27 protein-coding genes are annotated in these 25,354 nt (G+C 55.0%); 8 read left to right on the top strand and 19 right to left on the bottom strand.

What is annotated here, in order from left to right:
- Positions 1 to 13: 13 nt before the first annotated feature.
- Entirely contained in the window at positions 14 to 835 is an 822-nt protein-coding gene (nikC, locus tag PEL01S_RS03075; RefSeq protein ID WP_127459223.1) for a nickel transporter permease, read from the bottom strand.
- Positions 836 to 893: 58 nt separating this feature from the next.
- Positions 894 to 1,826, bottom strand: a complete 933-nt coding sequence (gene nikB / locus PEL01S_RS03070) for a nickel ABC transporter permease (RefSeq protein ID WP_108533412.1) — start codon at positions 1,824 to 1,826, stop codon at positions 894 to 896.
- 457 nt (positions 1,827 to 2,283) lie between these two features.
- On the opposite strand from nikB, the gene PEL01S_RS03065 reads away from it, so the two are divergent.
- Positions 2,284 to 3,333 (top strand): AraC family transcriptional regulator, encoded by a 1,050-nt coding sequence (locus PEL01S_RS03065; RefSeq protein ID WP_127459222.1) that lies wholly within the window; start codon positions 2,284 to 2,286, stop codon positions 3,331 to 3,333.
- Positions 3,334 to 3,385: 52 nt separating this feature from the next.
- Entirely contained in the window at positions 3,386 to 4,180 is a 795-nt protein-coding gene (locus PEL01S_RS03060; protein ID WP_127459221.1) for an SDR family NAD(P)-dependent oxidoreductase, read from the top strand.
- 95 nt (positions 4,181 to 4,275) lie between these two features.
- Here the strand turns inward: PEL01S_RS03060 and ptsP are convergent, their stop codons facing one another.
- The 9 genes from ptsP to PEL01S_RS03015 form a co-directional block, all read right to left on the bottom strand.
- Complete coding sequence (ptsP, locus tag PEL01S_RS03055; RefSeq protein ID WP_127459220.1) at positions 4,276 to 6,015, bottom strand: phosphoenolpyruvate--protein phosphotransferase; 1,740 nt, start codon at positions 6,013 to 6,015, stop codon at positions 4,276 to 4,278.
- Positions 6,015 to 6,284, bottom strand: a complete 270-nt coding sequence (locus PEL01S_RS03050; RefSeq protein WP_010500839.1) for an HPr family phosphocarrier protein — start codon at positions 6,282 to 6,284, stop codon at positions 6,015 to 6,017. Before PEL01S_RS03050 ends, ptsP begins: the two co-directional genes overlap by 1 nt.
- 49 nt (positions 6,285 to 6,333) lie before the next feature.
- Positions 6,334 to 7,068 carry an SIS domain-containing protein gene (locus tag PEL01S_RS03045; protein WP_063187598.1) on the bottom strand — a complete coding sequence of 245 codons (735 nt, stop codon included), beginning with the start codon at positions 7,066 to 7,068 and terminating at the stop codon, positions 6,334 to 6,336.
- Positions 7,069 to 7,090: 22 nt separating this feature from the next.
- On the bottom strand, positions 7,091 to 7,831 hold the full coding sequence (locus tag PEL01S_RS03040) for a creatininase family protein (protein WP_127459219.1): 741 nt from the start codon (positions 7,829 to 7,831) through the stop codon (positions 7,091 to 7,093).
- Positions 7,832 to 7,844: 13 nt separating this feature from the next.
- Positions 7,845 to 8,837, bottom strand: a complete 993-nt coding sequence (locus PEL01S_RS03035; RefSeq protein WP_127459218.1) for a phosphotriesterase family protein — start codon at positions 8,835 to 8,837, stop codon at positions 7,845 to 7,847.
- A 64-nt stretch (positions 8,838 to 8,901) separates the two neighbouring features.
- Entirely contained in the window at positions 8,902 to 10,197 is a 1,296-nt protein-coding gene (gene ulaA / locus PEL01S_RS03030) for a PTS ascorbate transporter subunit IIC (protein WP_108533405.1), read from the bottom strand.
- A 19-nt stretch (positions 10,198 to 10,216) separates the two neighbouring features.
- A complete protein-coding gene (locus PEL01S_RS03025; protein ID WP_063187592.1) occupies positions 10,217 to 10,480 on the bottom strand; it encodes a PTS sugar transporter subunit IIB in 264 nt (87 codons plus the stop codon).
- A complete protein-coding gene (locus PEL01S_RS03020) occupies positions 10,477 to 10,923 on the bottom strand; it encodes a PTS sugar transporter subunit IIA (RefSeq protein ID WP_127459217.1) in 447 nt (148 codons plus the stop codon). Before PEL01S_RS03020 ends, PEL01S_RS03025 begins: the two co-directional genes overlap by 4 nt.
- Positions 10,924 to 10,954: 31 nt before the next feature.
- The gene (locus PEL01S_RS03015; protein WP_127459216.1) at positions 10,955 to 13,075 is read right to left on the bottom strand and encodes a BglG family transcription antiterminator; all 2,121 of its coding nucleotides are present in this window, start codon (positions 13,073 to 13,075) and stop codon (positions 10,955 to 10,957) included.
- A 224-nt stretch (positions 13,076 to 13,299) separates the two neighbouring features.
- On the opposite strand from PEL01S_RS03015, the gene PEL01S_RS03010 reads away from it, so the two are divergent.
- From PEL01S_RS03010 to PEL01S_RS02990, 5 genes are all read left to right on the top strand, one after another.
- Complete coding sequence (locus PEL01S_RS03010; RefSeq protein ID WP_010500852.1) at positions 13,300 to 13,488, top strand: YqaE/Pmp3 family membrane protein; 189 nt, start codon at positions 13,300 to 13,302, stop codon at positions 13,486 to 13,488.
- A gap of 135 nt (positions 13,489 to 13,623) precedes the next feature.
- On the top strand, positions 13,624 to 14,370 hold the full coding sequence (locus tag PEL01S_RS03005; RefSeq protein ID WP_127459345.1) for a MerR family transcriptional regulator: 747 nt from the start codon (positions 13,624 to 13,626) through the stop codon (positions 14,368 to 14,370).
- Positions 14,371 to 14,522: 152 nt separating this feature from the next.
- On the top strand, positions 14,523 to 15,143 hold the full coding sequence (cdaS, locus tag PEL01S_RS03000; RefSeq protein WP_127459215.1) for a sporulation-specific diadenylate cyclase CdaS: 621 nt from the start codon (positions 14,523 to 14,525) through the stop codon (positions 15,141 to 15,143).
- Between the two features lie 159 nt (positions 15,144 to 15,302).
- Positions 15,303 to 15,902 (top strand): sterol desaturase family protein, encoded by a 600-nt coding sequence (locus PEL01S_RS02995; protein WP_127459214.1) that lies wholly within the window; start codon positions 15,303 to 15,305, stop codon positions 15,900 to 15,902.
- 53 nt (positions 15,903 to 15,955) lie between these two features.
- Entirely contained in the window at positions 15,956 to 16,618 is a 663-nt protein-coding gene (locus PEL01S_RS02990; RefSeq protein WP_063187584.1) for a DUF2306 domain-containing protein, read from the top strand.
- Between the two features lie 125 nt (positions 16,619 to 16,743).
- On the opposite strand, the gene PEL01S_RS02985 is transcribed toward PEL01S_RS02990, so the two are convergent.
- The 8 genes from PEL01S_RS02985 to PEL01S_RS02950 form a co-directional block, all read right to left on the bottom strand.
- The gene (locus PEL01S_RS02985) at positions 16,744 to 17,331 is read right to left on the bottom strand and encodes a GNAT family N-acetyltransferase (RefSeq protein ID WP_127459213.1); all 588 of its coding nucleotides are present in this window, start codon (positions 17,329 to 17,331) and stop codon (positions 16,744 to 16,746) included.
- A gap of 224 nt (positions 17,332 to 17,555) precedes the next feature.
- Entirely contained in the window at positions 17,556 to 18,530 is a 975-nt protein-coding gene (locus PEL01S_RS02980) for an aldo/keto reductase (protein ID WP_127459212.1), read from the bottom strand.
- A gap of 86 nt (positions 18,531 to 18,616) precedes the next feature.
- The gene (locus tag PEL01S_RS02975) at positions 18,617 to 19,366 is read right to left on the bottom strand and encodes an arylamine N-acetyltransferase family protein (RefSeq protein WP_127459211.1); all 750 of its coding nucleotides are present in this window, start codon (positions 19,364 to 19,366) and stop codon (positions 18,617 to 18,619) included.
- A 213-nt stretch (positions 19,367 to 19,579) separates the two neighbouring features.
- Entirely contained in the window at positions 19,580 to 20,638 is a 1,059-nt protein-coding gene (locus tag PEL01S_RS02970; RefSeq protein ID WP_127459210.1) for a hypothetical protein, read from the bottom strand.
- 57 nt (positions 20,639 to 20,695) lie between these two features.
- Positions 20,696 to 21,685, bottom strand: coding sequence for an ABC transporter ATP-binding protein (locus tag PEL01S_RS02965; RefSeq protein ID WP_010500873.1), 990 nt, complete (start codon positions 21,683 to 21,685; stop codon positions 20,696 to 20,698).
- Between the two features lie 42 nt (positions 21,686 to 21,727).
- A complete protein-coding gene (locus PEL01S_RS02960; protein ID WP_127459209.1) occupies positions 21,728 to 22,834 on the bottom strand; it encodes a hypothetical protein in 1,107 nt (368 codons plus the stop codon).
- A 21-nt stretch (positions 22,835 to 22,855) separates the two neighbouring features.
- On the bottom strand, positions 22,856 to 24,226 hold the full coding sequence (locus PEL01S_RS02955) for an ATP-grasp domain-containing protein (RefSeq protein WP_127459208.1): 1,371 nt from the start codon (positions 24,224 to 24,226) through the stop codon (positions 22,856 to 22,858).
- Positions 24,213 to 24,482 carry an acyl carrier protein gene (locus PEL01S_RS02950; RefSeq protein ID WP_127459207.1) on the bottom strand — a complete coding sequence of 90 codons (270 nt, stop codon included), beginning with the start codon at positions 24,480 to 24,482 and terminating at the stop codon, positions 24,213 to 24,215. The genes PEL01S_RS02955 and PEL01S_RS02950 overlap by 14 nt, the downstream gene beginning before the upstream one ends.
- Positions 24,483 to 24,809: 327 nt before the next feature.
- Between PEL01S_RS02950 and PEL01S_RS02945 the strand changes: the two genes are divergently transcribed.
- Positions 24,810 to 25,301 carry a PCYCGC motif-containing (lipo)protein gene (locus PEL01S_RS02945; protein ID WP_239551061.1) on the top strand — a complete coding sequence of 164 codons (492 nt, stop codon included), beginning with the start codon at positions 24,810 to 24,812 and terminating at the stop codon, positions 25,299 to 25,301.
- Positions 25,302 to 25,354 lie beyond the last annotated feature (53 nt).

The raw sequence follows: 25,354 nt of genomic DNA, 5'->3' as shown, positions 1-25,354 counted from the left end.
CACGTTTGCGTGCTTATCCTGCGCCGCGCAGCATTCGCCGCAGCCCCTCCCCGACCAGATTGAAGCCGAGTACGGCGATCATCACAGTCAGTCCCGGAAAAAGCATCAATTGCGGCTCGGTCTGCATGTACGGCCGCGAATCGCTCAGCATTACACCCCATTCGGGCGTCGGCGGCTGTGCGCCGAGACCAAGGAATGAGAGGCCGGACACAGACAAAATAATCGTCCCGATCTCCACCGAAGCGAGCACGATAATCGGGCTCACTGCATGAGGCAACACATGGCGCAGCACAATCTGCAAGTGCGTCGCACCGCCTGCCCGCGCCGCCGTTATGTAGTCCTTTTCCTTGATCTGCAGCACCATGCCCCGTATAATGCGCGCGTAGCTCGTCCACCAGACGGAAGCGAACGCCAGCAGTAGGTTAAGCAAGTCGGGCCCGAGCATGCCTGTAATCGCCAGAGACAGAATCAGACTTGGAAAAGCGAGCAGAATATCGATAAACCGCATGATGATCTGATCGACTTTACCGCCCACGTAACCGGCGACGATTCCGACCGGCACGGAGACCGCAAGCATCGCGCCCAGCACGGCGACGGAATAAAACAGCGAGGTGCGCGTTCCGTACATCAGACGGGAGAGAATGTCCCGCCCCATTTGATCCGTGCCGAAAAGGTAATTCGCTGAAGGTCCGGTCAGCTTCATGTCCAGATTTACCTTCAGCGGGTCCCCGGGTGCGATATGCGGCGCAAAGATGCCGACCGCGATAAAACCGATCACGATCAGCCCGCCGATCCAAATCGCGGCATTGCCCGGAATTTTGCGCCCCCGTTTCATGCCGGATGCTCTCCTTTCGTTTCTTTTTTGCATAGGCCGCTTCTCCACGCGTTGCTGCTCAGCGCAGCCGGATTCTCGGGTCGATCATCCGGTAACACAAATCGACGGCCAGATTGACGCTGACGACAAATACGGCCATCAGCAGCACATACCCCTGAATGACAATAAAATCCTTTTTAAAAATCGCATCGACGGCAAATTTGCCGATACCCGGCCAAGAAAAAATCGTCTCGACGATCACCGATCCGCCGAGCAGCCCCCCGATGTTGATGCCCAGCATCGTCATCACCGGAAGCAGCGCATTGACTGCGGCATGCCGTCCGATGACGAGGCTTTCCTGCAAGCCTTTGGCCCGTGCCGCCTTGATGTAACTGGTGCCAAGCACATCCAGCAGACCGGAGCGAATCACCCGGATATAGTTGCCTGCCATCCCGATCCCCAGTGTGAGCGCAGGCAGCACTACACTCCGGAACCCGTCCATGCCCATGACCGGAAACAGCTTCAGCTTGACCGAGCCGTAATACACAAGCAGCAGACCGAGCCAATAGCCCGGCATCGAAATACTCAGCATCGCGACGATTCTTGCCAAACGGTCCACCCACGAATGCGGATATAGCGCCGAACCGATTCCAAGCGGAAGCGAGATGGCCAGCATCGCCGCAAGCGCCCACATCCCGAGCAGCAGCGTTGCCGGAAGTCTGTCCGTCAGCTCCTGCCAAACCGGGAGATTGCTGCTGTATGAACGGCCGAGATCCAGATGAACCACACGCCATAACCAAGCCGCGTACTGTTTGTACACGGGATCGTTCAACCCCATCGCTTCTCTGGCCGCATCGATCGCTTCTGGCGAAGGCTGCACGCCCGATGTTCCCCGCAGCATAATTTCAGCGGGATCGCCCGGGGTCAAATTCATGAGCACAAAGGTAACGCAGGTGACACCGAGGAATACCGGAATCAGATGCAGCACCCGCCGTAAAAAATAAGCTATCATGTTCACCACTTTCTAAGCTGCCGGGATCGATAATTTATGAGTAATAATTACGATTATTGTCGATCTTAAAACAGACTTCATTGGCCCGCCTCGATTAAACTATGTCATTACAGCAAGTCTGGAAGCAAATTTCGATATTTAATTCGTAATTATTACTATCAGTTATCTTAGCTTGCTCCACTGCGAATTGTCAATCTTAAAAAACTTAGCGCACGTTCTCCACCGTCTCGAACAGGATTTCTTTTCCATGTATGTTAAGGTAGACACCTTACTCGGCTTAAGAGTATTCTTAGGTGGACTTAAGATTTGGCGTCATTGGCAAGTAAAATGTCGCCTACCGCTAGTTACAGAGCGACATAGACGAATTACTATAGTAGTTGTCCCTTCAGCTAGGCAGGATACCCGTTCGAACCCAAACCAATGAATACGTGAGCAGTCTAAGGAGGCCCGTATATGTATGAAGCCCCATACCTCTGACCGGATTAAAATCCCGCCGGGATTTTGGGAAGCATTGCGTCAATTGGGGATTGCCGCCCATGACGTAGCTCGTAGAGCACGACTACCGCTTACCATAATTACTGAACCGGCAGTGACCACCGCCCAATATTTCGCGATCTGGCAGGCTTATTCCGACCTCATTGGCGACACGGCCAAAGGGATCGTCAAGCTTGCGACCGCCTTTGATACAGCGAAGTACCCGCCGGCCGTCTTGGCGACTTACCACGCTCGTGACTACCGCGACGCGCTCAACCGAATGGCCCGGTACAAACAGTTGTGCCCTCCTGAAAGCTTACGGATCACCGAGGAGGCCGAGCACTGTACAATCGAACTGGAGTGGCTGAATACCGAGCAATCCGGCCCTCCGATGCTGGTTGGTATCACGCTGGCCTGTCTTTTGGAGCTTGGGCGCCGGGGCACAGGTCAACCTTTGACGGCGCGGCTCGTCGAATTTTCGCACTCCATGGGCGATGTACAGACTCTTGAAGCTTACTTCGGCTGCCCTGTCCGGATTGGCGCAAAAAGTAACCGGCTGACGCTGCATCGAAATGATCTGGACCGCCCCTTTGTCTCGTACAACGAAGAGTTGCTGGAGATCCTGACCCCCGCTCTGGACCGGTCGTTGGATGAACAGCAGCGCAGCCGCTCCTTTACCGAGACGGTCAAATGGATCATGAAACGCAGCCTCACCGGCGGACGCCCCGACATTCAGACTGTGGCGAAGGAGTTGGGTATGAGCGATCGTACCTTGCAGCGCCGGCTTACTGACGAAAACACGAGCTTCAAGCATCTGTTGACCCAAGCTAGACATGAGCAGGCACGAGAGTACTTGGCAGACCCCTCGCTCGATATTAAAGAAGTGGCTTTCTTGATTGGATATGAAGACCAGAACTCGTTTTATCGCGCCTTTCGTCTCTGGGAAGGCGATACTCCTTCCAATTGGCGTACCGAACATCTAGGTACAAGCTCGATATCGGAAGGACGGCCAGGAATGCCGAATTTTCATTAAAAAATTTCCCAGCCGAACCAATTCTAAAGTGGAATAAAAGGAGAAATGTTCTATGGATATGGGGTTAAACAATAAAACGGCTTTAGTTACCGGATCAACCAAAGGTATAGGGAAAGCTATTGCCATCGAACTCGCCAAGGAAGGTGTTCATGTACTAATTAACGGACGAAATTATGAAGAAACAGAACGAATCGTGAGTGAAATGAAGTCGGATTTCCCGGCTACCTCTCCTCAAAATGCCGCAGCCGATCTTGTGGATATTCAACAAAGGGAAGCTTTATTTAAAAAATACCCCAATGTTGACATTTTAGTTAACAATATGGGAATTTACGAAATTATGCAATATGAGGACGTGGACGATGAAGTATGGGAAAAATACTTCCGTACGAATGTTCTTGCGGCAAACGCATTATCCAAATTTTATCTACCTAAAATGCTGAAAAATGATTACGGCCGCATTATCTTTATGGCGAGCGAAGAAGCCATTATGCCTTCGGGACAAATGCCCCAGTATTGTATGACAAAATCCATGCTATTATCATTGTCCAAAAGCCTATCCAAATTGACAGCAGGAACAGAAGTTACGGTCAACACGATCTTGCCGGGACCCACACTCTCTGAAAACGTGCATCAAATCATTGAAGGGATGTACCCCAATGAAGATTTGACTTTTTCGGAAAAAGAGAAAAAATTTATGACGACAAACCTGCCTCAATCTGAAATACAGCGTTTTATCAAGCCTATTGAAATAGGGAGACTAGCTACATTTGTATGCAGTCCTTATGCATCCGCATTTAAAGGTTCTCCAATCCGTATGGATGGCGGAATGGTGCCGACTATTTTTTAACATTTTTTGTAATACTAAAAGAGGACGTTCCCGCGCATTTTCGCAGCTTGGGATACGTCCTCAAACTATTTTTCACAATAAGCTGGCGCTCAGTCTTACAACTCCGCCCGGAAGCGCTCCAGCTCGCTACGCACTTCGGCAGCGGTAGCAAGCTGCAGCCACTGCTGCGCCCGCTCCCGGCACGTCTCGGCGCTCAACTGGGCGAGAGCGCGCTTCACCTTCGGCAGCGCCCCCGCTTCCATGCTCCACTCATCGAGCCCGAGCCCGAGCAAGAGCGGCGCCGCCAGCGGATCGCCGGCCATGCCGCCGCAGATCCCCGTCCACTTGCCGTGCCGATGGGCGGCTTCGATCACCCGGCGAATCAGCTCCAGCACCGCCGGGTGGAAATAATCGTACAGCTCCGCGACCTTCTCGTTCATCCGGTCGACGGCCAGCGTGTACTGGACGAGATCGTTCGTCCCAATGCTGAAGAAATCGACCTCGCGCGCAAAGCTGTCGGCCATCACCGCCGTAGACGGAACCTCGACCATGATGCCCAGCTCGATATTCCGGTCGAAATCGACGCCCTCGCGGCGCAGCTCCTCCATCGCCTCGTACGCTGCCCCTCTCGCCTTTCTCCATTCGTCGATACTAGAGATCATCGGAAACATGATCTTGACGCTGCCATGCGCGCTGGCCCGCAAAATCGCTCTGAGCTGCGTTCTCAGCAGCTCGGGACGGTCGAGGCCGATCCGGATGGCGCGGTAACCTAGAAACGGATTCGCCTCCTTGGGCAGCTCCAGCGCCGGAAGCTCCTTGTCTCCACCGATGTCCAGCGTACGGATGACCACGGGCTGACCGGCCATCGCTTCCGCGACGCGCCGATAGGCGGCATACTGCGCTTCCTCGTCCGGAAGCCGCGACGCACCCATGAACAGAAATTCCGTCCGGTACAGCCCGATGCCGTCCGCACCGGCTTCCGCAGCCGCCTCGGCCTCCGGAACGGTGCCGATATTGGCGGCCAGTTCCACCCGCCGCCCGTCCGCGGTGACCGCCGGGCGGGAGCGGAACGCCTCAAGCTCGTTCCTTAGCGCACGCTCCCGCTCCTGCAGCTCCGCCGCCTGCCGGAGGTAAGCGTCCTCCGGATTGCGGACACACAAGCCTGCGCCACCGTCGACGACCAACGTCTCGCCGTCCCGGACGGCGTCCAGAGCATCACCCGCGCCGACGACCGCAGGAATGCCCAGCGACCGGGCCAGAATCGCCGTATGCGACGTCTTCCCCCCGACCCGCGTGACGAAGGCCAGCACGACGCGCGGATCGAGCTGCACCGTATCCGATGGCGCCAGATCGTCGGAGACAAGAATCACCGGCTCGCGAAGCTCCGAGAGCCGGACCTGCGTCCCTCCGCGCAGGCTGGACAGCAAGCGGCCCCCGATGTCCCGAATATCCGCCGCGCGCTCCCGCATATATTCGTTTGCCATGCTTTCCAGTCGCGCCGCATAAAATTCGGTGACCTCCCGGACCGCCCGGGCCGCCGATATATGCAGCTCCGCGACCTTCCGTTCCATCGCCGGATAAAATTTGGGATCATCCAGAAACCGCAGCTGGCCCGCAATAATTCCGGCCTTGTCTTCGCCAAGCCTCCGCTTTGTCCGCTCCACCATAGCTTGAAGCTCCGCCGCGCAGGCCTCCTTCGCCTGCCGCAGCCTTGCCGTTTCTGAGGCTACCTCGTCGGGACCGATGCTTTCGCGCTCCGGCTCCATGCCTGCCGCGGCTCCCGGCGAATACCGCAGCGCGCTTCCGATCCGCACGCCTTCCGACACGCCGATGCCTGAAATCCGCTGCTCCCTCATCACGCTTCACCGAACTTGCTTTCGATCAGCTCGGCCAACGCCTGCAGGCATTCCTGCTCGTCCTCACCGCTTGCTTCCAACACGATGCGGGCACCTTTCTCCAGCCCAAGGGTCATCAGGTCCAGCATGCTTTTTCCGTCGGCTTCTTCGCCGCTCTCGCTGCGCACCTTGAGGTCCGAGCGATACTCGTTGGCCTTGTCTACGAACAGTTGGGCCGGACGGACGTGAAACCCTTGTTCGTTTCGTATGATTATCTCTTTTGCCACCATGCGGCATGCCTCCTAACCTATAATGTCTATATATTTAATAGGCTATCAATTAGTTCAAAAGTGGAATGCGCTCCTTGTACCGTTCAATCAGGGCGGCGTTGTGGCGGTCGGCCCCATCGATGTTGCCGCTTAGGAAAACCGGCGGCTGGAACCCTCGCTCCGCCATCCGTTCGATGGCCGAAGCCAGCACGGCATTGAGCAGCGCCGCTCCGATTACCGTGGATGTCGGGGTGAACGGGATCGGAACGTCCGGATGGTTCAACACCGCATCGCCTTTGACCGCATAATTGTTAAGGACCAAGTCCGCGGCATCGTACAGATGCTTGCCGCTCGTATGCCGCGAAGGCTGGCTTTGCGAATATTCCAGCGAGGTGATGCCGATCGTAAATGCGCCTTTTTCCTTCGCTGCCAGCACGACATCGACCGGAACCGGATTTCGCCCGGAGGTGGACAGCACGAACGCGACCTCGCCCGGACGGATGTCCTGCTCCTCCATAAACGTGCAGGCCAGTCCGTTCTGCCTTTCCAGCTCCGAGGAGCGGACCGCCCCTTCGTGCAGCATGAGCGGCTCCACAAAGATCGGCCGGATTGGGACCAAGCCCCCTGCGCGGTAAAACACTTCCTCCGTCAAAATATGCGAGTGGCCGCATCCGAACAAATGAACGACGCCTCCGCCAATAATGCAGTCGGCCGTCCGTTCCGCAGCCTGCCGCATCGCAGCCGTTTCGGTCGTTTCCACTTGGTTCAGCATGTGCCGGATATGATTAAAATAGGTTTGGATCATAGCTGCCTTCACCTGCTTTTCTTCATAATGTGGGTTGATGCCGCTTCTTGGCATCGTTCACGATACGCGTCATGACGTCGAGACTCGTTTCCAGAATGGCCCGCCCTTTCTCCGAGGTGGCCAGCGTCGCGTCGCCGAGAACGGCGGTCGAGGTGAAGGTCTCCCATGGGGTAGGCGTACAGTCGGCCTCCACTCCGATATCCGGGATGTCGCAGATCGCCCGGCTCATGTCGACATGCTCTCCGGCCAGATAGAGCATATACGAGGTTTCAATCTCGCAAGCGTGAAAGTACGAAGCATGGCTGCTGGAAGACTCGCGGACCTGCGCCGTAATTTCCTTCACACCGGGATAAAAGAAGTAATAAACCTTCAGCTCGGGCACTTGTTCCGCCAGCTTGCGGGCCGCTTCCTTCAAGGCCGTCGCGTTGCCGAGATGACCGTTCAGCATGACGAAGATGCGGAAGCCTTGCCGGAATAAGCTTTCCCCGATATCGCTCAGCAAGGCGATCAGCGCCTCATTGGACACGTTGATGCTGCCCGGAAAATTGCGCAGGCTCCATACCTGGCCGTAAGGCAGCGTCGGCAGCACGAAGCTGCCCGTCCGTTCCGCCAGCTTGGCCGCCAGCCGTTCCGCCAACAGATTGTCCGTCCCCAGCGGAAGATGGGGACCGTGCGCTTCCACGGCCCCGATCGGCAGAATCGCGGCCTGCACCCGGGCGATTTTCTCTTTTACGTCGAACGAATTTTCGTATTGCAGCTGCATGGGGTGCCCCTCCTCACCGTTTAAAGGCGAAGCAGTTCGCCGGATTCGTCACGAAAAACTTTTCCACCAGCTTATCCCCGTCGTACCCGGCCTTGTTCGCCTCGTCGATAAAGCGCGGAATCCATTTCGCAATGATATATTCCAAGCCGAGCCCGTAATCGTAGTGCTTGTAGTACGTTTTCCGGGCCGTATCGCCGCTGATCAGAATCTGATTCTCGTACCCTTTGCGCACCAGCTCCAGCAGGAGATGAATCCGCGTGCTCTCCGGCGCGTATTTGATTTTGGCGATGCCGTCGAAGCACAGATAGGCTCCGGTTGTAGCCATTTGTTCGTGGTAATACGGATCGGGATTCCGGTCCATATGGCCGAAGCTGACGTACGCCAGATTCACGTTCTCGCTCCGCAGCAGCTCGATCTGCTCCAGCCCCATCGTGCCGACCTCTGTATGGGAGTGGACCGGTGCTTTCGTCTCGTGGTGCGCGCGGGCGACAGCCCGCAGCGTCTTCTCCTCCAGCGGCGTAATCCGGTTGTAGCCCGTGCCGAATTTCACTTGACCGCCCTTGAACGGCGTTCCTTCCAGCCCTTCTTCCACTTCGCGGATGATGAAATCCGCCAGCTCGTTGATGCTTTTCGCATCGATCCACTCGTAATATGTGTTGTAATTGCCGATGATCGGCTTCAGCTCTTCCTTCACTTTGGCGTTCCACAGAAAGCTTTTGTTGAAGCCGGCCGTGCCGACGATTTGAACGCCGGTTTCCTCCATGATGGCGTACACCGCATCGACGTCGCGTCCGTAATCGACAGCGGTGGCGTCGATGATCGTTTGGCCGCCGTGGCGTTTGAAGTCCAGCACGTCCAGCTTCGATTTTTCCTTGTCATCCAGCAGCAGGTCGTCTTCTCCCCGCTCCGCCCAGAACGCCGGACGGCAAACGATGTGCTCATGGGAATACGTAAACCCGAGCTGTTCCTTAGGGATATCCCCACGCAAAGTCCGAACGAAACTCATCTCTCTGTGACCTCCTTATCGTACCGCGGCCGGCGAACCGGCCGGGGCCGACTGGCGATTTTGGTTAAAACAGCAGCTTCGCAAGAAAACTGATGATCGGCCCGATAATAAACATGTCGGAGTCCGCCGCCCACATAGCCGTATCCGGAATCGTCGAAGCGATGAAAAATTTGACCATCGCGTACTGGCCCCAAGCAACGACGGTTGCGGTAACGAAGCCGGCAAGCACCGCACCGCGCGCTCCCCCGGTCGCGTTGCCGAAGACGCCCGCCGTAGCGCCGTGGAAGAACAGCACGATCATCGTCGGCACGAAGATGTAAGCGACTGTGTTGCCGAGCACGACGAGCCAGATCAAGGCCCCGACAAAGGCGCCCATAAACCCGAGAATGACGGCGTTCGGCGCATAAGGGAACGTAACCGGGCAATCGAGCGCAGGCTTCGCGCCGGGAACGATCTTGGTGGCGATCCCGTTAAACGCCGGCACCAGCTCGCCGATGAACATGCGCACGCCCATGAGAACGATTGCAATCCCTCCGGCAAACGTGAGCGATTGAAGCATCGCGTAGATGATGAAGTTCTGCTCACCTGCTTTGGCGACCAGCTCTTTCGCGCCCGGCGTATCTTTCATGACAACGACGATTGCGCCGATCAGGAACAGCAGCCCCATGCTGAGCGCCGTAATGACATTGGAGTCGCGCAGAAACTCGAAGCCCTTCGGCACCTTGATTTTTTCCGCGTCGTTCTCCTTGTTCCCGAACCACTTGCCGAGCAGTGCGCCTAACAGCGCAACCGACGCCGACGTATGCCCGAGGGCGATGTTGTCGTTGCCCGTAATTTTGCGGACGAACGGCTGGGTGAGCGCAGGCTGCAGCGTCCAATACAGACCGAGAATAACGGATAGGAATAAGACCAGCTTGCCGAAAGAAACGTTGCCTGCCGAATGAACCACGACACCTGCGAATACGGTCGATGTCCAGAACATCATATGACCGGTCAAGTAAATGTACTTGAACTTCGTGAACCGCGCGAGCAGGACGTTGATCAAAAAGCCGATGAACATCGCGAGCGTGACCGCGCTGCCGAATTTGGAGTTAAATGTCTGCTGCCCCATGAATTGGCCTAGCGATTCGGCCTGCAGCCCGAACACTTCCTTCCACATCGGCTCGAACACGTTGAGCGCATTGACGATGACGCCCGCTCCCGCCCCGATGATAAGGAAGCCGATGACGGCCTTGAACGTCCCGCTGATCACCTGACTTGTCGTCTTTTTCTGAAGCAGGAGACCGACCAGCACGATGAATCCGAGCAAAATGGCCGGCGTACCGAAGACGTTGGTCGCTATCCAAAAAATGACTTCCATGTAAAATCCCCCTTAAGGATTAGATGGTGTCTTTCAATTTCTCTTTAATTTCGTTCAGATCGAAATAGTTGTTCACGATGACGATATTGGCGGAGTGCCCCTGCAGGCTTTGCGCCAGCTCGTTGCTGGTGATGATATGATCGGCGGACATGCCGGATGCCGAAGAAACGTCCGTATGCTCCACATCCGCATTTACTCCCAACTCTCTTAGCACGCTTTCCACGTTCATTCGCAAAATCAGGCTCGTTCCTTGACCTAAACCGCATACGCATAAGATTTTCATGCTTCATTCCTCCTCAAGATGATGTTTTCGATGTCTTCCGGGCTTCCGGCTTCTCTGAAGCACTGCACATAGTTCGGGTCGTTTAAAAGCAGCGTCAGCCTGCGCAGCAAAGCGATATGGTCGGCGTTGGAGGCCGAACCGAGCGCGAAAATCAGCTCCACCGGATCGTTCGTTTGATGGCCAAACACCACCGGCTGTTTCAACCGGACGAAAGCGACGGACGCCTCATGGACACCGTCCTCGGCTTTCGCGTGCGGCAGGGCGATGTGTGGTGCGAGCACAAAGTATGGCCCCTTGTCACGGTACGCCTGCACCATCGCATCGACGTAGGAGGCGTCGGCCGCTCCCCCGCTGACGAGCAGCGAGCCTGCGGCCCGAATCGCTTCCTCTGCCGATTGCACCTCCACATCGAGACCGATCAGTTCCCTTTCCAAAAATTTCATCCGTTTCTCTCCTCCCTGCTACGATTCCTTGCTATGACGTGTGCCGACGGATAAGTCCGGCAAGCTGATCGGCGGTCTGTGCGGCGAGAAGGATATCTTTCATTTCCTCCTCCCGCAGCAGCGTCGTCAGCTGAGACAGCGCCCGCAAATGCGATTCGCCATCCGCGCTGGCGAGCACCAGCACGAGCCGGATCTGGTGGCGTACCTCCGGACCGAATGGTACGGCATACTCCAGCTTCAACAGGCTCATGCCGAGCCGCCGGACACCCTCCTCCGGCTTCGCGTGAGCGATAGCCACCCCCGGCGCAACGACGATATACGGTCCGTAGCTGTCGACTTTGGCGATCATCGCTTTCACGTACCGCGGTTCGATGAAGCCTCTGCGCAGCAGCGGCTCGGCCGCCAACTCGATAGCGGCCTTCCAATCGGCTGCCTCGTTCCGCAGCACCAAGTGCTCCGGCGGCAGCAGGCTGGCGAGCGATGGCTTTTCTTCCTCCACCGCCGGAGCGCGTCCGGCGGACAAATAGCGCTGGAGCTCCCGCAGCAGACCTTCCTCGTCCGAGATGCGCGCGTACTTCCGCACCATCTCCAGAATCGCCTGCGCGGAGCGGCCCTGCGGCGCATCCATCTGCCCCGACACCCGGTTTACCTGATGAAGCAGGTGCGCCTTATCGGCATCCGACAAGATGGGATGCACCGTAAACACCGGCGCCGGGCTGTTCTGCAGCGGGACGGTCGAGAACAGCAGATCCACCGATTCTGCCGGATACGATTCGTAATCCCGTAGTGACAGGACCGCTTCGATATCCAGAGCCGGGAACAGCTGCTCCAGCTGGATTCTTAGCATGCGTGCGGCGGAAATGCCGTTGACGCATACGATCGCCGCCTTTTTCCGCCGGACGGGCATGGCGTTTTCCCGGCGCATCCAGCCTCCGAAATGCATCGCCAAGTAGGCGATCTCATTGTCGTCGACCGGCTTGCCCAGATGCTCTTCCAGCGGTTTTACACATTTTCTGGAAATCTCGAAAATTTCCCCGTATTTTGATTTCATCGCTTCCGCGAGCGGATTATCGATCTCCAGCCCGAATTTAATCCGGTAATAGGCCGGCTTCAAATGGATCAACAGCCGCTGCTCCAGCTCGTCGCGGTGTTGAAAGAAGATGCAGGCATGCCGCTCGAACAAATCGATCATCTGGCGGATTAACCGCTTTAACAGCAGAACGGTTTCGCCGGCGTCAGCATCCTTACCGGGATCAGCCAACGCCTCCCCGCCGCTCGTCCGGTTTACCCGCGCCCCCAATAGCTGGAGGGTCAAGTAACAGATCTCATCCTCCGGAAATTCGAGGTCGAACAGGCGTCCGAGCTCGCCCCCCAGTTGGACGGCCCCCGCATATTCCGGCGTTTGCTGTAAGGCCTCTTTTTCATCGGCGTCGAGTGTAATGCGGTGTCCCTGCTGGAGCCGGTTCGCGTAAACCAGCAATCTTGTGGTGAGACTAAACACCATATCGTCGGTGAATTCCAGCCCGAGCGTCTTCTCACAGCGGGTGACGAGCTCGTACACCTCCGCAAGCTGCTCCTCTTGAAAAAACGGAAGCTTGCGGTGAACGACGTTGGCATTGACAAGCCCTTGAAACTGCGAGACGAAGCTTTTCCAGCTGACGTGATGGAGCACTTGGGACATAAAGTACGATAGCGCCTTGCGCTGGTCGGCTTCTTTCCCTTCGACGCTGTAACCATTCTTTTTATCGAACACGACCTCAAGCTGAAAAGCGGCAAGCTCTTTCTTCACCTGCTTCAGCTCGTTCAAGCCGGTTCCGCGGCTGACCAGCAATAAGTCCGTGATCTCCTGCATGAACAGCGGTTCCCTGCGGGTGAGCAACTGAATCGCCACCCAGGCTTTTCGCTCCCGCGGGGACAAGTAATAGTCGTCCTTTTCAACTTCTTGCGCCATGGAAGGGATGCGGGAGCGGCTTTCCTCCGACAGGAGGTACCCCCGGCCACGAACATATTCGACAGGAGCGAGTCCGTGGTCCGAGAGCCACTCGTTGACGGCTTGAAGATCGTAGTAGACCGTCCGCTTGGAGATATCGAATTTCTTCATGATTTCGCGGACGGACACGTAATCTCCGGTTTCCTGCAGCATGGCGAGCATGCCGGCGCGCCTTTGGTCCAGAATCGCCCATCCCCCCTTCCGTCCGTCTATCTTTCGAATCTAGTATGTTATCTGACGCCTTTATTATACAATCGGCCTTCGCGCCAAAAACAGAACAACTATTGTCGTCCGTTCCGTGCAAAAATTGCACTGTCGCTTTCCAGAAACTTTTCATATCTTAATCTCGTATAAAAGGATAACGAACTTAAAAGGAGGTTTTTCGGATGTATCTTCTAGCTATATTGCTTCCTCCTGTCGCCGTTCTATTTTGCGGAAAACCGATACAGGCTCTTCTCAACTTCATTCTGACGCTGTTCTTCTGGCTGCCGGGCGCCATTCATGCCTGTCTGGTCGTTCACGAGCGCAAGCAGGATCAACGGATGGAAAGAATGTCTCGGAACATGTACCGGTAATTAGGTATAGGAAGCGGATCATCGCAAAGACACTTCTCTCAAAAGGAAGTGTTTTTTGTTTTTTAGGGCTCAATTTTGTGGTTGACTCTAACGCTACGTTATACTCTATAGTGATTGTTGAAAGGAGGTCGCAAGATTTCGGTGAAGGTAAAAGAGGTTGCGGATTTAGTCGGCATCAGTGTGCGCACACTTCATCATTACGATGCGATCGGGCTGTTGACCCCCGACGGGACGACGGAGGCCGGGTATCGCTTGTACTCCGACGAAAATCTCGAAATGCTGCAGCAGATCTTATTTTTCAGAGAACTTGACTTCCCTTTAACGAAAATCAAAGAAATCATTCACAGCCCTTCCTTTGACCGTCTGGAAGCGCTGGAGCTGCACCGGAGCATGCTGCTCGAAAAACGCAGCCGGCTCGATACAATGATTGCGACGATCGATAAAACGATGCAACATGCGAAAGGAGAAATTCAGATGACAACGAAAGAAAAATTCGAAGGCTTTGACTTTAGCCATAATCCTTACGAACAAGAAGCCCGTGAACGCTGGGGCGACGAAGCGGTCGACAAGGCCAATGCCAAAGCCAGCTCCATGTCGAAAGATAAACAGGAAGCGATGGCCCAAACGATGAATGCCATCTACGCCAAGCTGTCCGGACTTCGCAGCGGCTCGCCGGATTCCGCCGAGGCGCAGGCGGCCGTTAAAGAATGGTACGATCTATTGAACCAAATGGGTTCTTACACGCTCGAAGCCTTTAAATGCCTGGGGCAAATGTATGTGGATGATGAGCGTTTTACCAAAAACATCGACCGCTTCGGAGACGGCCTAGCGAAGTTTATGCGCGATGCGATGGCCGTTTATGCGGACACGAACCGAAAATAATGCGATGGGCAGCTTCGCAAGTCATTCCTTGATGACTTCGACGCTGCCCTTTTTCGTAACCGATCCCTCCCCCCTTCCCTCGTAAGAACATGCCTCGAATAATCGCTTTTGGGATCGGTTAAGCTAAACTATGGAAAGGATGGGATTTGCAGATGGAGCATTTGGACTGTGACGTTTCCCCTTTAAGAAAGGAGCTTAAGGAACAATTGACCGAAATCCTTCACAGCATCGGACAAATCGTCTCCAGCCTGGACGAGGTCAACACGTGCCTGCTTAACGAAATCGAGCACATTTCCAAGCGGTTTTCCAAGACGGGAGCGCTTGCTTCCACCTATTATTTGAACTGTTTTCTCTCGCCCTATACGAGCAAGTATAAAGAGATTTCCCGTTCGGTGAACCACCTGAGTCTCAAGCGTCAAGGCGGCCTTATCGTCATCCAGCGGGAAGACAGTATCGATCCCTGGATCACTCCCGGCATCCTTCTGTCCGCAGAAATTACCAGTTCCTTGCTGGAATCCATCTTCGTTCCGGGCAGCCCGCTGCACGACGGGGCCGTATTTATACGCTCCGATCAGATCGTCTCGGCCGCCAACATCCTCCCTCTGACCGAACGAACCTTCCCCAATCAAAAGCTGGGGACCCGTCACCGCGCCGCCATCGGACTGTCGGAGCGGACCGATGCGTTAATCATCGTTGTATCCGAGGAGACCGGGAAAACCTCCTTTTGCCTAAACGGCCATCTCTATCCTTTCTCCATTCCCTCTCCTATTTAGTCGAAAATACGTCTTTCCCTTTTTTCCACGAATTTGTATCCGATTTGAAGGGCTTCACCGTCCGGGGCCGTCTAAAGGTTTGTATATATACTACAAAGAGATGCCTTTTATGCGGGCCCGCTGTCGAAAGGCGCTTGCGACGGATGAGGTGTATGACGAATGAAGTATGTTCTAGAGTTTTTGCAATTCCGGTTAATCGTTTTCCTGATGATCTTGATTGTACTGAGCGGGACGGGGGTAGGCATCACCTACGGTTCTCCACTGACATGGCTCGCCATTGCTGGCGGAATCGTGCTGTTCGGACTCATCGAATACATCGTGCATCGGTATATCATGCATGAACTCCCCCGCCTGCTTCCGAAGGCATATGAAGGGCACGTGGCGCACCATCAGCATCCGAACGACGACCGGTTTTTGTTCGGTTCCGTCTGGTACGAGGTCGTGACGTATCCCTTGCTCCTGCTGCTTTTTTGGGCGCTGACGGGAGAGCTTCATCTGGCTTTGTCGGTCGTCTTCGGGACGGTCGTCTGCCAGATGTATTACCAATGGAAGCATTTTGTCTCCCACCGCCCTATCGTACCTCTCACACCGTGGGGCAAATGGTTGAAAAAGAAGCATTTGCTGCATCATTATCTGGATGAGCACGCTTGGTACGGCGTATCCAACCCGGTTATGGACGTTGTTATGGGGACGAACAAAGTGGCGCCGGATGCTAATGCGGCGAAGCGCTCTCTGGGCAGCAGCACGGAGAACATGTAAACGGGGGGCAAGCGGACGGAGACGGATCAGTCGTCTAATGAGGAGGATTTCTGATGGGCAAGAGCAGCGTAAGAACGCTTGTGATCGTCTTGGCGTTGGCGATTGGAGCATATGCCGTCTTTCAATACGGCTTGAACAGTCCTCTAACTGCCGATTTCATCAAGAAAAAGCTGAGAAGTCCCGATTTTCATCTGGAGCCGTGGATTTATATTCTGTATATCCATATCGTTACAGCCGTGTTGGCGCTGGTGATCGGTCCGTTCCAGCTATTCCTGAAGCCTGCGGGCATAAAGCGGCGCCGCCGCCACCTGCTCCTTGGTTATGCTTATGTGCTTTCCATTACGATAAGCGGTCTTGTTAATCTTTTTTTAGCTTGGCATGCAACAGGCGGATGGGTCTCGGGGCTCGGCTTTTTCTTGCTCGACGTGCTGTGGATGGCTGCCACGTTTATGGCGGTCCATAAAATATCGATCAACGACGTGCAAGCGCACAAGGAATGGATGCTGCGGAGCTACGCGCTCACCTTCGCGGCCGTTACGCTTAGACTATGGCTCCCGCTGCTGATCGTGCTCAATCACGGAAAATTTGTTCCGTCGTATCAAATCGTAGCTTGGCTGTGCTGGATTCCGAATCTTATCTTCATCGAAGCGCTCATTCGCCGCCGTTGGAAGCGCGGCGCCCGTCAACTTAACGGCACATCCCGTCCCCTACGCTGATTGGGTAGAAACGGCCCGAAGGCTGCATTTTGCGCCCCGGGCCGTTTTTTGCGCAAGTTTAACGCTTGCTCAGTTCTTCTTCGGTTGGGCCCGGGTTCTTTATAGCATGACTTTCTTGCTCGCTATTATAAAAACTCGCCAACTGGAAAATCAAGATTAATCGTGGTATGACGCAATTGTGATTGATTCGCTTTAGCTTTCTCTGAAAACAGACGCATCAACACGACAACGTCTAAGGATTCGCTAGATAAAGCCCCCTCATCCTGACTACCAACGAGTACCACATCTGGCACGATAGGCCATGCCCCAGCACGATTATAGAAATAAGCTAAAGACGGTTTACAAGTGAATATGCCAAAATCTATGCCGCTTTGCTTTTCAATCCATTGCGTGGCGGCAGCCACCGTACGTAAACCTAACCCTTGACCATGATACGCGGGATCTGTAGCCACGCAGCTAAGTCCGGCAATATTGAATGTTTGTCTATCGTGCTTAATCGCCTTCTGCACCACACCTGCATAACTGACCAACTTTCCATCTATGCAGGAATAAAATGAGCGTACATTAAACTCTTTCTCGTGAGCTTCCGGAATCGTTGCACCCGGCATTGGACAAACATCCGGCCACACCCGATGCAAAATGATAGCAATCTCACGTCGTAATGCATCAGACGCTTGATTATAATAGATGGATTGCACCATACCCGTTGTCATAGGTTCATTCTCACACTTTCTGAACATGTTCATGTGAATTGAACTTAACACGAAACAAGTCGTATCTCAAGGGAATTTTCGATAATAACTCGGATTATAACTCCGGTAAAAAAATTAACCGTCATCCGGAAGAGATGACGGAATAAGAACGGAAATTGTGGAAGCACTCTTTCCGGCAGCGTTGACCTGCAATCGAAAGCCCGGTTTCCCTCAGAACGAGGAGCTTAAGGCATGTTGCGGCCCCGGGAGGCGACGTAGAGCGTGTACCACTCTTCCCGCGTCAGCGTCACCCGCTCCGCTTCGCCGCAAGCCCGGATGCGGTCGGGACGTACGGTGCCGATCACCGGCTGGATGCCTGCGGGATGGCGCAGCAGAAACGCGAGCACGATCGCTTCAGGCGAGACGTCCTTCTGCTCGGCCATACGGCTGACCAAAGCTGCGGTCGCCCGGACGGATTCCGGCTGTCCCGACAAGTCGCCGCCGGTGAACAAGCCCCGTGCGAGCGGGCTCCACGCCTGGATCTGGATATGCTCCATCTGGCAATACTCCATCGTCCCTTCCGGGAACGAGACGCCGGTGCCCTGCGGCTGGTTCAAATGCACGCCTGCATCCAGCCAGTCCAGCTTGAGCAGGCTCATTTCCAGCTGATTGGCGATGAGCGGCTGCCGGATCGCGGACTGCAGGAAGCGGATTTGCGCCGCGCTCATGTTCGAGACGCCGAACGCTTTCACCTTGCCCTTTTCATGCAGCCGCTGGAACGCTTCCGCCACCTCTTCCGGTTCCATCAGCGGATCGGGCCGGTGCAGCAGCAAAATATCCAGCGTCTCGATGCCGAGCCGGCTTAAAATCCCGTCGACACTCGCTTCAATATGTTCCTTCGAGAAATCGTACCGCCCCGGAACTCCCTCTTCCTCGAAGCGGATGCCGCATTTGGATTGAATGATGATCCGCTCCCGCAGATCGGGACGCTCCTTCAACACTTGACCGAACACTTGCTCGGCCTTGCCTTTGGTGTAAATATTCGCGTGATCGAACATATGGATGCCTGCGGAGAGCGCCGCCTCGACTGCTTCGTGCGCCTGCTTGACATGCTCCGCCGTGTAGGGCTCCCGGTCCCAGCTTCCGCCAAGACCCATGCACCCGAGCACGATCCGGCTGGCGGGAAAACCGTGTTTATGTAATGGAATCGGTTTGTTCATTCGTATGTACGCTCCTCTGCCTTGTGCTTGTAAGCCTGTCGTTATTATATGTCATGCGCGGGAGCGGCTGCAATGGTGCGCCGGACTTAGCGAGCGAGAAACCGGTCCAAGATATCGTCGATGCGGCCGGCTTCGATCGTCTCTTTCGTTTTATTCGGGCCGTCAACCAAAGTCAAGGAATGATCGAACAGCGTCATCCGGCCTTCCTCCGTCACCTTCATCAAGAAATAAACCTTGTTGAACGGCGATTCCGGAGCGTATTGCGTCACGTCGCACACCTCGGCAAAATCCTCCAATCGTTTCGCTTCCGGATTAAACCTGTACAGGATGGCCCAGTCCCGGTCCTCCTTTTTCTCCAGAACATAACCGTTCTGCAACCCAGCGTACGGTCTGATCCGATAGAAGCCGTCCGCGTCCCGGATCTCCTCCCCGGTCACGGGCACCGGACGGCGCGGGGAGTTGCCGCCAAAGCCGACGTCAACCAAATAAAGTCGCCCCTCCAGACGAACGAGATTGGTGGCATGCGAGCCTTCCGTCCCCCATTCACCTTCTCCCCGATAGACGGTTGCGGCAATCATATGAGTCTCGAACCCGGTCCTGCGCAGCAGCTCGCTGAACAGTCCGTTTAATTCATAGCAAACGCCGCCCCTCCGCCGATTGACGAGTTTATCGAAGAGGTCTTCTGTTCGAAGCGCAATCGGAATGCCGCGCAGGATATCCAAATTTTCAAAAGGAATTCGGGTTACATGCCGCTTCTGAAGCTGCGTCAAGCCATCCAAGGTCAGCTGAACCGGCTCTGCCGCTTCGATGCGCTGCAAGTAAAGACTTACGTCCATTTTTATTTCCCCCACTTCTCAGGATCAACGAAACCAAGCCGAGCACGATCGCTCATACATCGTGACCCTCCTCTTTTTATATCGTGTCGACATATCGCTACGATATAGTATAGGTCGAAGCAGCGACCGCTTCAACTATGAAAATGTATTGTAAAGCTTCGATCCGCGGCGCACGAAAAAACAGCCGCCCGCAAGCAGCTGTTTTCCTTCTGACTATGTTCCAACGGGCTGACCCGATTCCACGCGCTTCAACAGCCGCTCCAGCAGTTCCGGCTCTCTTTCCTTAATCGCCTCCAGCTTGGCGGGCATCTTCGCGTAAATGCGGTCATCGCCCTTCATTTCCGCGATGGCCATCTGATCGCGCAGCAGCTTCGCCTTGTTCGCGAGCTCTTCGAACGACTGCTGCAGCTCGTCGTCCCGCTCGATGATGCCGTGCTGCGTAAAATACCGGATTCGGTCCGTCATCACCTTTTTGTGCTCCCAGAGTAAATGCAGATGCCTTACGGCATTGGGCCACACCAACGAGGGATGCCGCTCCGCAGCGGCCTTGAAATACAGCTGGAGATATTCGTATGTCTGCAGACCGAACACTTCGCCGTCCGGGTTATAGTTGATCCGGTTCAAATGAGTCTCGCTGTTCAAATAATCGCGCAGCTGGTCCGCGACCGCCACCGGATCGAACACAAAGGGATGCTCCCCGTTAAACCGGTAAAAAAACGTATGGTGATCCGCTTCAAGTCCGGTTTCGATAAGCCGTTTCATCGAATCGCAGGCGCTGACGAACTCCTCGAACGGGATTTTGATCGTCCGGTACACCTGATTGAAGTCGAACATCGACACATCGAACGTTCGTTCCTTCAAGTCGTATCCGGAGAGCATCAGATGATGGGGAAAGGCTTCACCCTCATAGGCGGAGCTGGCCGTTATTTTCGATTCGTCGATGAAGACGATTGCATAATAGCCTTGGTTCATTCGCCCGATCATAAAGTCGACAAGCTCATCCGGCCGGTAGCCCGATAACAGCTCATAATTGACGGCGCAGGTCAGCAGAAACGGATTGTTGAAATTCAGCTCGTTCGGCTTGCCCCGGAAAAAATCGAAAAAAAACGTCCGCCGTTTCTCCAGAAAATGCTTTGTACACGACATTTGGATGAAATTGGTATAATACCAAGGCAGCGTCTCCTCGTAATTGTGCGTAATCGATAACGTATACGCCCAGCGCAAGAAGCCTTTGATCGGCGGCGGCTGCAGCGGCAATTGATACCGGTTCATAGTATAAACTCCCCCCTTGCCTTTCTTAGGTTGAAACGGTTGTTTACGCCTGCGGGGTCATCCGGTGGCTACTTCTTTGCCATACAGCTTGGCAATGCTTTCCTCAAGCGGGAGGTCCGCCACCGTGAAGTCGACAACCGGAAACCGGTCGAGCAGCATCCGGGATACCGGCTTCAAATGCTCCTTCGGCAGCTCGATGACCGCGTGATACAAGTCGCGCTTCGTGACGCAGCCGAGCGGCCTCAGGCTTTCTTCCGGCACCGGCTCGGAAAACTGAACGTTCAGCACCTTGACTTCGTTGAACAGCTCGTTGATTTTCTTAAAATCGCCGTCGTACAAGATCCGGCCTTCGTTAATGACGATCGTACGCTTGCAGACGTCTTCAATATCCTTCATATAATGGCTGGTCAAAATCAAGGTGGCGTTGAATTGTTCGTTGTAATAGGTCAGAAACTCCCGGATCTTCTTCTGCGAGATCAGATCCAGGCCGATCGTCGGCTCGTCCAGAAACAGCAGCTTGGGACTGTGGATCAGCGCAGCGATTAGCTCCATCTTCATCCGTTCGCCGAGCGACAGGCGCCGGACCTGGACCTGCAGCAAGTGCTTTACATCCAGCATCTCCGACAGCTCGGCAAGCATCCGCTCGTAGGCGTCATCCGGAATCTGGTAAATGCATTTGTTCAGGTAGATCGATTCGATGGCGGGCAAATCGACCCACAGCTGATTTTTTTGCCCCATAACCAGTGAAAAGATGCGCTTGAATTCGTTCTTGCGCTCCCATGGCGTATGGCCGAACACCGACGCTTCCCCGCCGGTCGGATGCAGAATCCCGGAAAGCATCTTCAGCGTCGTCGTCTTCCCAGCACCGTTCGGCCCGATGAAGCCGACGCACTCTCCAGAGGCGATCTCGAACGAAATCGACTTGACCGCTTCCTTCGTCAGTGTTTTGCGGGAAAATAAATTTTTCAAGGAATGCCGGAGACCCGCTTCCTTCGTGTAATAATCGTAGGTTTTGTGCAGTCCGCTCACCCGGATCATCCGTTCCATGACGTCCTCCTGATCCTTCATCTTTTTGGAAAGGTTAGTGGATTAGACGTAACGCTCTTTTGGGGCCGTATCAAATTCCCTCCCGTAGTGACAGGCTGTCATGCGCTGTTTTCGCAGCCGTTCGTGGCAGGCCTGCAAAGGCGCGGCCGGAAATCCGTCCTCCTCCCAAGCGTCAAAGCTAATGCCGAATCCGCACCGCTTCCAAAAATCGGCATTGCTCCCCTCGTGATTGCCGAACGGCTCAAGCAGCAGCAGCGGCGTAGCGTACACTAACGAATCGTTCAAGGTAGCGCCCCCCGGCTTGCTGATAACCGCCCGGCTTAAGCGCACGAGCTCCAAATAAGAAGCGTAGTCCGGCAGTCTGCGCCGTTCGACTGTTCCCTGCCGCCTCACGAGCTCCAGCATTGGAGGATAGGTATACGCACCGCCGGCGTCCTTGATCCACGGACTCCACTCGGGGTCCACCATAAAATAGCGGGTTTCCCCATCATCCTCCTGTACTTCGCTCTCGTCATACGCAATGATATCCAGCCGGCAGCCTCCGCGCCGCAGCCGCTCGATTTTGTCCCGGTAGGTACCGATCCCCCAGCCGCCACCATGAATGAGAAACCGGTCGTTCCGTTCCTCGAAGGACGCGTGCTCTGCGTCCGGCGACGCGATCAAATAACCGGGGCTTCCGAGCCCGGGATCGTAAAATTGAACATTGCGGTATGCTTGGTAGGAAGATTTGTAAACCTTATACGAAGGGGTGTCGCAAGCATCCATATGAATCCATTCGATATGGACGGGAAACCCCGCAACCTCCTTGTAGGCTTCCAAAATAGGCAGCCAAAACCCCGTAAATGCGATAAACGTCGCGCAGCCCGTTTGCCGCCAATGCGCGTGCAGCCGGCGGACCGCCGAATCGTCGAGATTCGGGCTAATGTCCTTGGCCATCCGATGTCCGGTCAAGGCGACCGAAAAATTATCGTGAAACGCTTTTTTATACCCGTTGATTTTGCTGCGGGTCTCCTCGCGATAGAGCGTTTCAAGCACTTGCACTTCCGCTCGCACATGTTGGCGCGCAAGGTATTCCCGCAGATGAATGGCAGGAATATAAGCGCCGAGCGAATTGCCCGAGGCCAACAGCGTGATCGCGTTCTTGGTCATGGACAGCTCCCTGCCCTTCTGTTAATGGAATACGGTAACCGAGAGGTCATGCAGCACTTGCTTTAGCCGCCCTAGCGTTTCTTCCCGGGCCTCCTCCGTTTGTCCGATCACCGACACATACAACCGGCCTTTCGGCTTCGCGTTTGATCGTGCGCCCGGGCCGCCGTTCACGGTTAACGTACCGGAGGAAAGCGGCATGATGCCGCTTTGCCGCAGCGGGGTAAACAACAGCTGCTCATCCTCCAGCGTTTGGAGCAGCCGTTCGAAGCGGAATTCATCCGGCAGAGCGACGGACAGATAGGTAAGCCAGCCCTTGAGGTTCCAGCTTGCAAGCAGCCCGTCCAGATGGGCATTAATGAGCCCCATCGACATTCGGGCGTTAATCTCGACGATCGGGACGAGCTCCCCGTCCTCCAGCAGCATCGAGTCGAAGCAAACGTATCCGAAATAGCCGTCGAGATACAGCTCGTGCAGGGCTGCCTCGAGCATGCTGAAGTATCCTTTTTGTTCGAGGGAGTTCACAAAGGCGGCTTCCGCCGTGACCGAGCCCCCGTAATTTTGCTGGCGGTTCATCATCCGCTGGACGGAAATCAGCTGCCGGGTGCCGTCCGGCTCAAGCAGCCATTGGCTGGAGAAATCGGCCGCCTTGGGCAGCAGCGGTTCGAGCAAAAAGAGCGTCTGAGAGCCTGCTTCTTCTTGCTTCCGCAGGTACGAAACGATCCGCTTCAGCAGCGACGGGCTTTCGATCAGCAAGTTGCCTTTGCCGGAAACGCCGAACGGGTCCTTGATCAGAAAAGCACCTTTGCTCAGCAGTTCCGTGCCGTATTGCTCCACATCCTCCACACTCATGGCCGGCGTGCCGTACGTGCGCAGTCCCGTATCCTCCAGCAGCCGATGGTGGTACAGCTTGGAATTTACGCGCTTCACCACAGCCAAATCCGGCAGCGGGTTGGCGAAAGCCACCTTTCCCGCGTACTCTTGCGCTTCCTCGGTTACCGCGTACGGCGAGAGCACATACGGCTTGTCCGTATTGGAGCCGGGGATTCCGTCCCAGGGAGCGAGCTTAAAGATGCACGACGCGAAATCCTGCGAGCGCAGCGCTTCTTCGGCCTCCGGCGAAGTCAAGTCCACGACGCTGTGATGATGGAACGAGACGCCCAGCTTATCGAAGTAGTCCAGCAGCGCGTCATCGATCCGGCAGCGGGTAACCAATATATCGTCAGGCCCGCATAGCGGGAAAAGCAATTCATCCATACAAAGAACGATCCGGTCTCTTTCCGGGTCGGGAATCCGGGGCAGCATCGACAACAGGGAATCTCTCCAGCGCGTTTCCGGGTCAAACGTGCCCATGACCGTTTTGCGCAAAGCAACAGCGGCTTTATTCGACAGCATGCTCGTAAGCGCCCTCGACCGGAGCACACCGGTTTAAGAAGTCGATAAATGTGCCGATGGAGCGAAAATGAAGGTAATCGAATTCATCGTAATCGATCTCGATCTTCAGTTCTTCCTCTACCTTGACCATAAAGTTGAGCATTTGTAGCGAATCCAGTCCGACCTCGTTGTTCAAATCCGTTTCATGCGTAAGCCTTTCCCGCAATGACGGGTCCTCTTTAATTTGGCACAAAATTTGGACGATCGTATCGAACACATCAATTCCCTCCTCTTGGCATATAAGGTACTTTAGGCTCATTCCTTTTCATTATGGCATATCGGTATGGAGGCGGGGAGGGATAAATTTCCACTATTATGGGATACAATCCATTTCATTTTAGAGGCTGAGCGGACAATTTTTTACGTGAATGAGGTGCAGGCGGAGGGCGCCTAGGCCGCAAGACCTTGATCTTCGACAACAAATTCTGACGGTGTCGATGTTACGGCGGTACCCGTTCGATTCAGGGCTAAGCTGCTTTTGTCATGGTATACGCGGGTATGGTATAATTCGATCGAATAAAGCGAATGCGACGAGGTGAATCCATTGTTTCGACGACGTACAACGGTAGTTCTGGCTTCGACCGCCGTTCTGCTGATGCTGAGCGCTTGCGGCGGCTCCAAGACGGCGGAGGAGCCACATGCCCCGCATCAGACGCCAAGCGGCGATCTGCAAGAAAAGACGGCCTCGCTGAGCACGCTGCCCTCCTTCCTGGACAAGCAGCCGGAGCAGATGAAGAAAGCGTATTTGGTTGCGGCCCAGACGAAGGATCTGCTGCGTAATATCCCTTGTTATTGCGGCTGCGCCGAGAGTGCAGGACATCAAAGCAACATGAACTGCTTCATTAAAGAAACCGCCTCCGACGGCTCGGTCGTATGGGACGATCACGCCACCCGCTGCGGCGTATGTCTGGAAATTGCCGTCAAATCCGCGCAGTGGCAGCAGCAGGGCCAATCGGCCAAAGACATCCGCGAACAGATCGACAAGCAGTATCAAAAAGGCTACGCCAAGCCGACTCCGACTCCCCTGCCCGCCTAATTTGCACGCAAGTCAGAAAAACGCGGCTGCTTGAATTAGCAGACGGCGTTTTT

The organism is Paenibacillus elgii NBRC 100335 (genome assembly GCF_004000865.1).
Taxonomy (GTDB): Bacteria; Bacillota; Bacilli; order Paenibacillales; family NBRC-103111; genus Paenibacillus_G; species Paenibacillus_G elgii.
This window is presented reverse-complemented; position numbering and strand designations above follow the sequence as displayed.

What these genes read in the sequence shown, in the direction of transcription:
- nikC (WP_127459223.1), bottom strand. Translation starts at nt 835, where the DNA reads ATGAAACGGGGGCGCAAAATTCCGGGCAATGCCGCGATTTGGATCGGC.
- nikB (WP_108533412.1), bottom strand. Translation starts at nt 1,826, where the DNA reads ATGATAGCTTATTTTTTACGGCGGGTGCTGCATCTGATTCCGGTATTC.
- PEL01S_RS03065 (WP_127459222.1), top strand. Translation starts at nt 2,284, where the DNA reads ATGAAGCCCCATACCTCTGACCGGATTAAAATCCCGCCGGGATTTTGG.
- PEL01S_RS03060 (WP_127459221.1), top strand. Translation starts at nt 3,386, where the DNA reads ATGGATATGGGGTTAAACAATAAAACGGCTTTAGTTACCGGATCAACC.
- ptsP (WP_127459220.1), bottom strand. Translation starts at nt 6,015, where the DNA reads ATGAGGGAGCAGCGGATTTCAGGCATCGGCGTGTCGGAAGGCGTGCGG.
- PEL01S_RS03050 (WP_010500839.1), bottom strand. Translation starts at nt 6,284, where the DNA reads ATGGTGGCAAAAGAGATAATCATACGAAACGAACAAGGGTTTCACGTC.
- PEL01S_RS03045 (WP_063187598.1), bottom strand. Translation starts at nt 7,068, where the DNA reads ATGATCCAAACCTATTTTAATCATATCCGGCACATGCTGAACCAAGTG.
- PEL01S_RS03040 (WP_127459219.1), bottom strand. Translation starts at nt 7,831, where the DNA reads ATGCAGCTGCAATACGAAAATTCGTTCGACGTAAAAGAGAAAATCGCC.
- PEL01S_RS03035 (WP_127459218.1), bottom strand. Translation starts at nt 8,837, where the DNA reads ATGAGTTTCGTTCGGACTTTGCGTGGGGATATCCCTAAGGAACAGCTC.
- ulaA (WP_108533405.1), bottom strand. Translation starts at nt 10,197, where the DNA reads ATGGAAGTCATTTTTTGGATAGCGACCAACGTCTTCGGTACGCCGGCC.
- PEL01S_RS03025 (WP_063187592.1), bottom strand. Translation starts at nt 10,480, where the DNA reads ATGAAAATCTTATGCGTATGCGGTTTAGGTCAAGGAACGAGCCTGATT.
- PEL01S_RS03020 (WP_127459217.1), bottom strand. Translation starts at nt 10,923, where the DNA reads ATGAAATTTTTGGAAAGGGAACTGATCGGTCTCGATGTGGAGGTGCAA.
- PEL01S_RS03015 (WP_127459216.1), bottom strand. Translation starts at nt 13,075, where the DNA reads ATGCTCGCCATGCTGCAGGAAACCGGAGATTACGTGTCCGTCCGCGAA.
- PEL01S_RS03010 (WP_010500852.1), top strand. Translation starts at nt 13,300, where the DNA reads ATGTATCTTCTAGCTATATTGCTTCCTCCTGTCGCCGTTCTATTTTGC.
- cdaS (WP_127459215.1), top strand. Translation starts at nt 14,523, where the DNA reads ATGGAGCATTTGGACTGTGACGTTTCCCCTTTAAGAAAGGAGCTTAAG.
- PEL01S_RS02995 (WP_127459214.1), top strand. Translation starts at nt 15,303, where the DNA reads ATGAAGTATGTTCTAGAGTTTTTGCAATTCCGGTTAATCGTTTTCCTG.
- PEL01S_RS02990 (WP_063187584.1), top strand. Translation starts at nt 15,956, where the DNA reads ATGGGCAAGAGCAGCGTAAGAACGCTTGTGATCGTCTTGGCGTTGGCG.
- PEL01S_RS02985 (WP_127459213.1), bottom strand. Translation starts at nt 17,331, where the DNA reads ATGACAACGGGTATGGTGCAATCCATCTATTATAATCAAGCGTCTGAT.
- PEL01S_RS02980 (WP_127459212.1), bottom strand. Translation starts at nt 18,530, where the DNA reads ATGAACAAACCGATTCCATTACATAAACACGGTTTTCCCGCCAGCCGG.
- PEL01S_RS02975 (WP_127459211.1), bottom strand. Translation starts at nt 19,366, where the DNA reads ATGGACGTAAGTCTTTACTTGCAGCGCATCGAAGCGGCAGAGCCGGTT.
- PEL01S_RS02970 (WP_127459210.1), bottom strand. Translation starts at nt 20,638, where the DNA reads ATGAACCGGTATCAATTGCCGCTGCAGCCGCCGCCGATCAAAGGCTTC.
- PEL01S_RS02965 (WP_010500873.1), bottom strand. Translation starts at nt 21,685, where the DNA reads ATGGAACGGATGATCCGGGTGAGCGGACTGCACAAAACCTACGATTAT.
- PEL01S_RS02960 (WP_127459209.1), bottom strand. Translation starts at nt 22,834, where the DNA reads ATGACCAAGAACGCGATCACGCTGTTGGCCTCGGGCAATTCGCTCGGC.
- PEL01S_RS02955 (WP_127459208.1), bottom strand. Translation starts at nt 24,226, where the DNA reads ATGCTGTCGAATAAAGCCGCTGTTGCTTTGCGCAAAACGGTCATGGGC.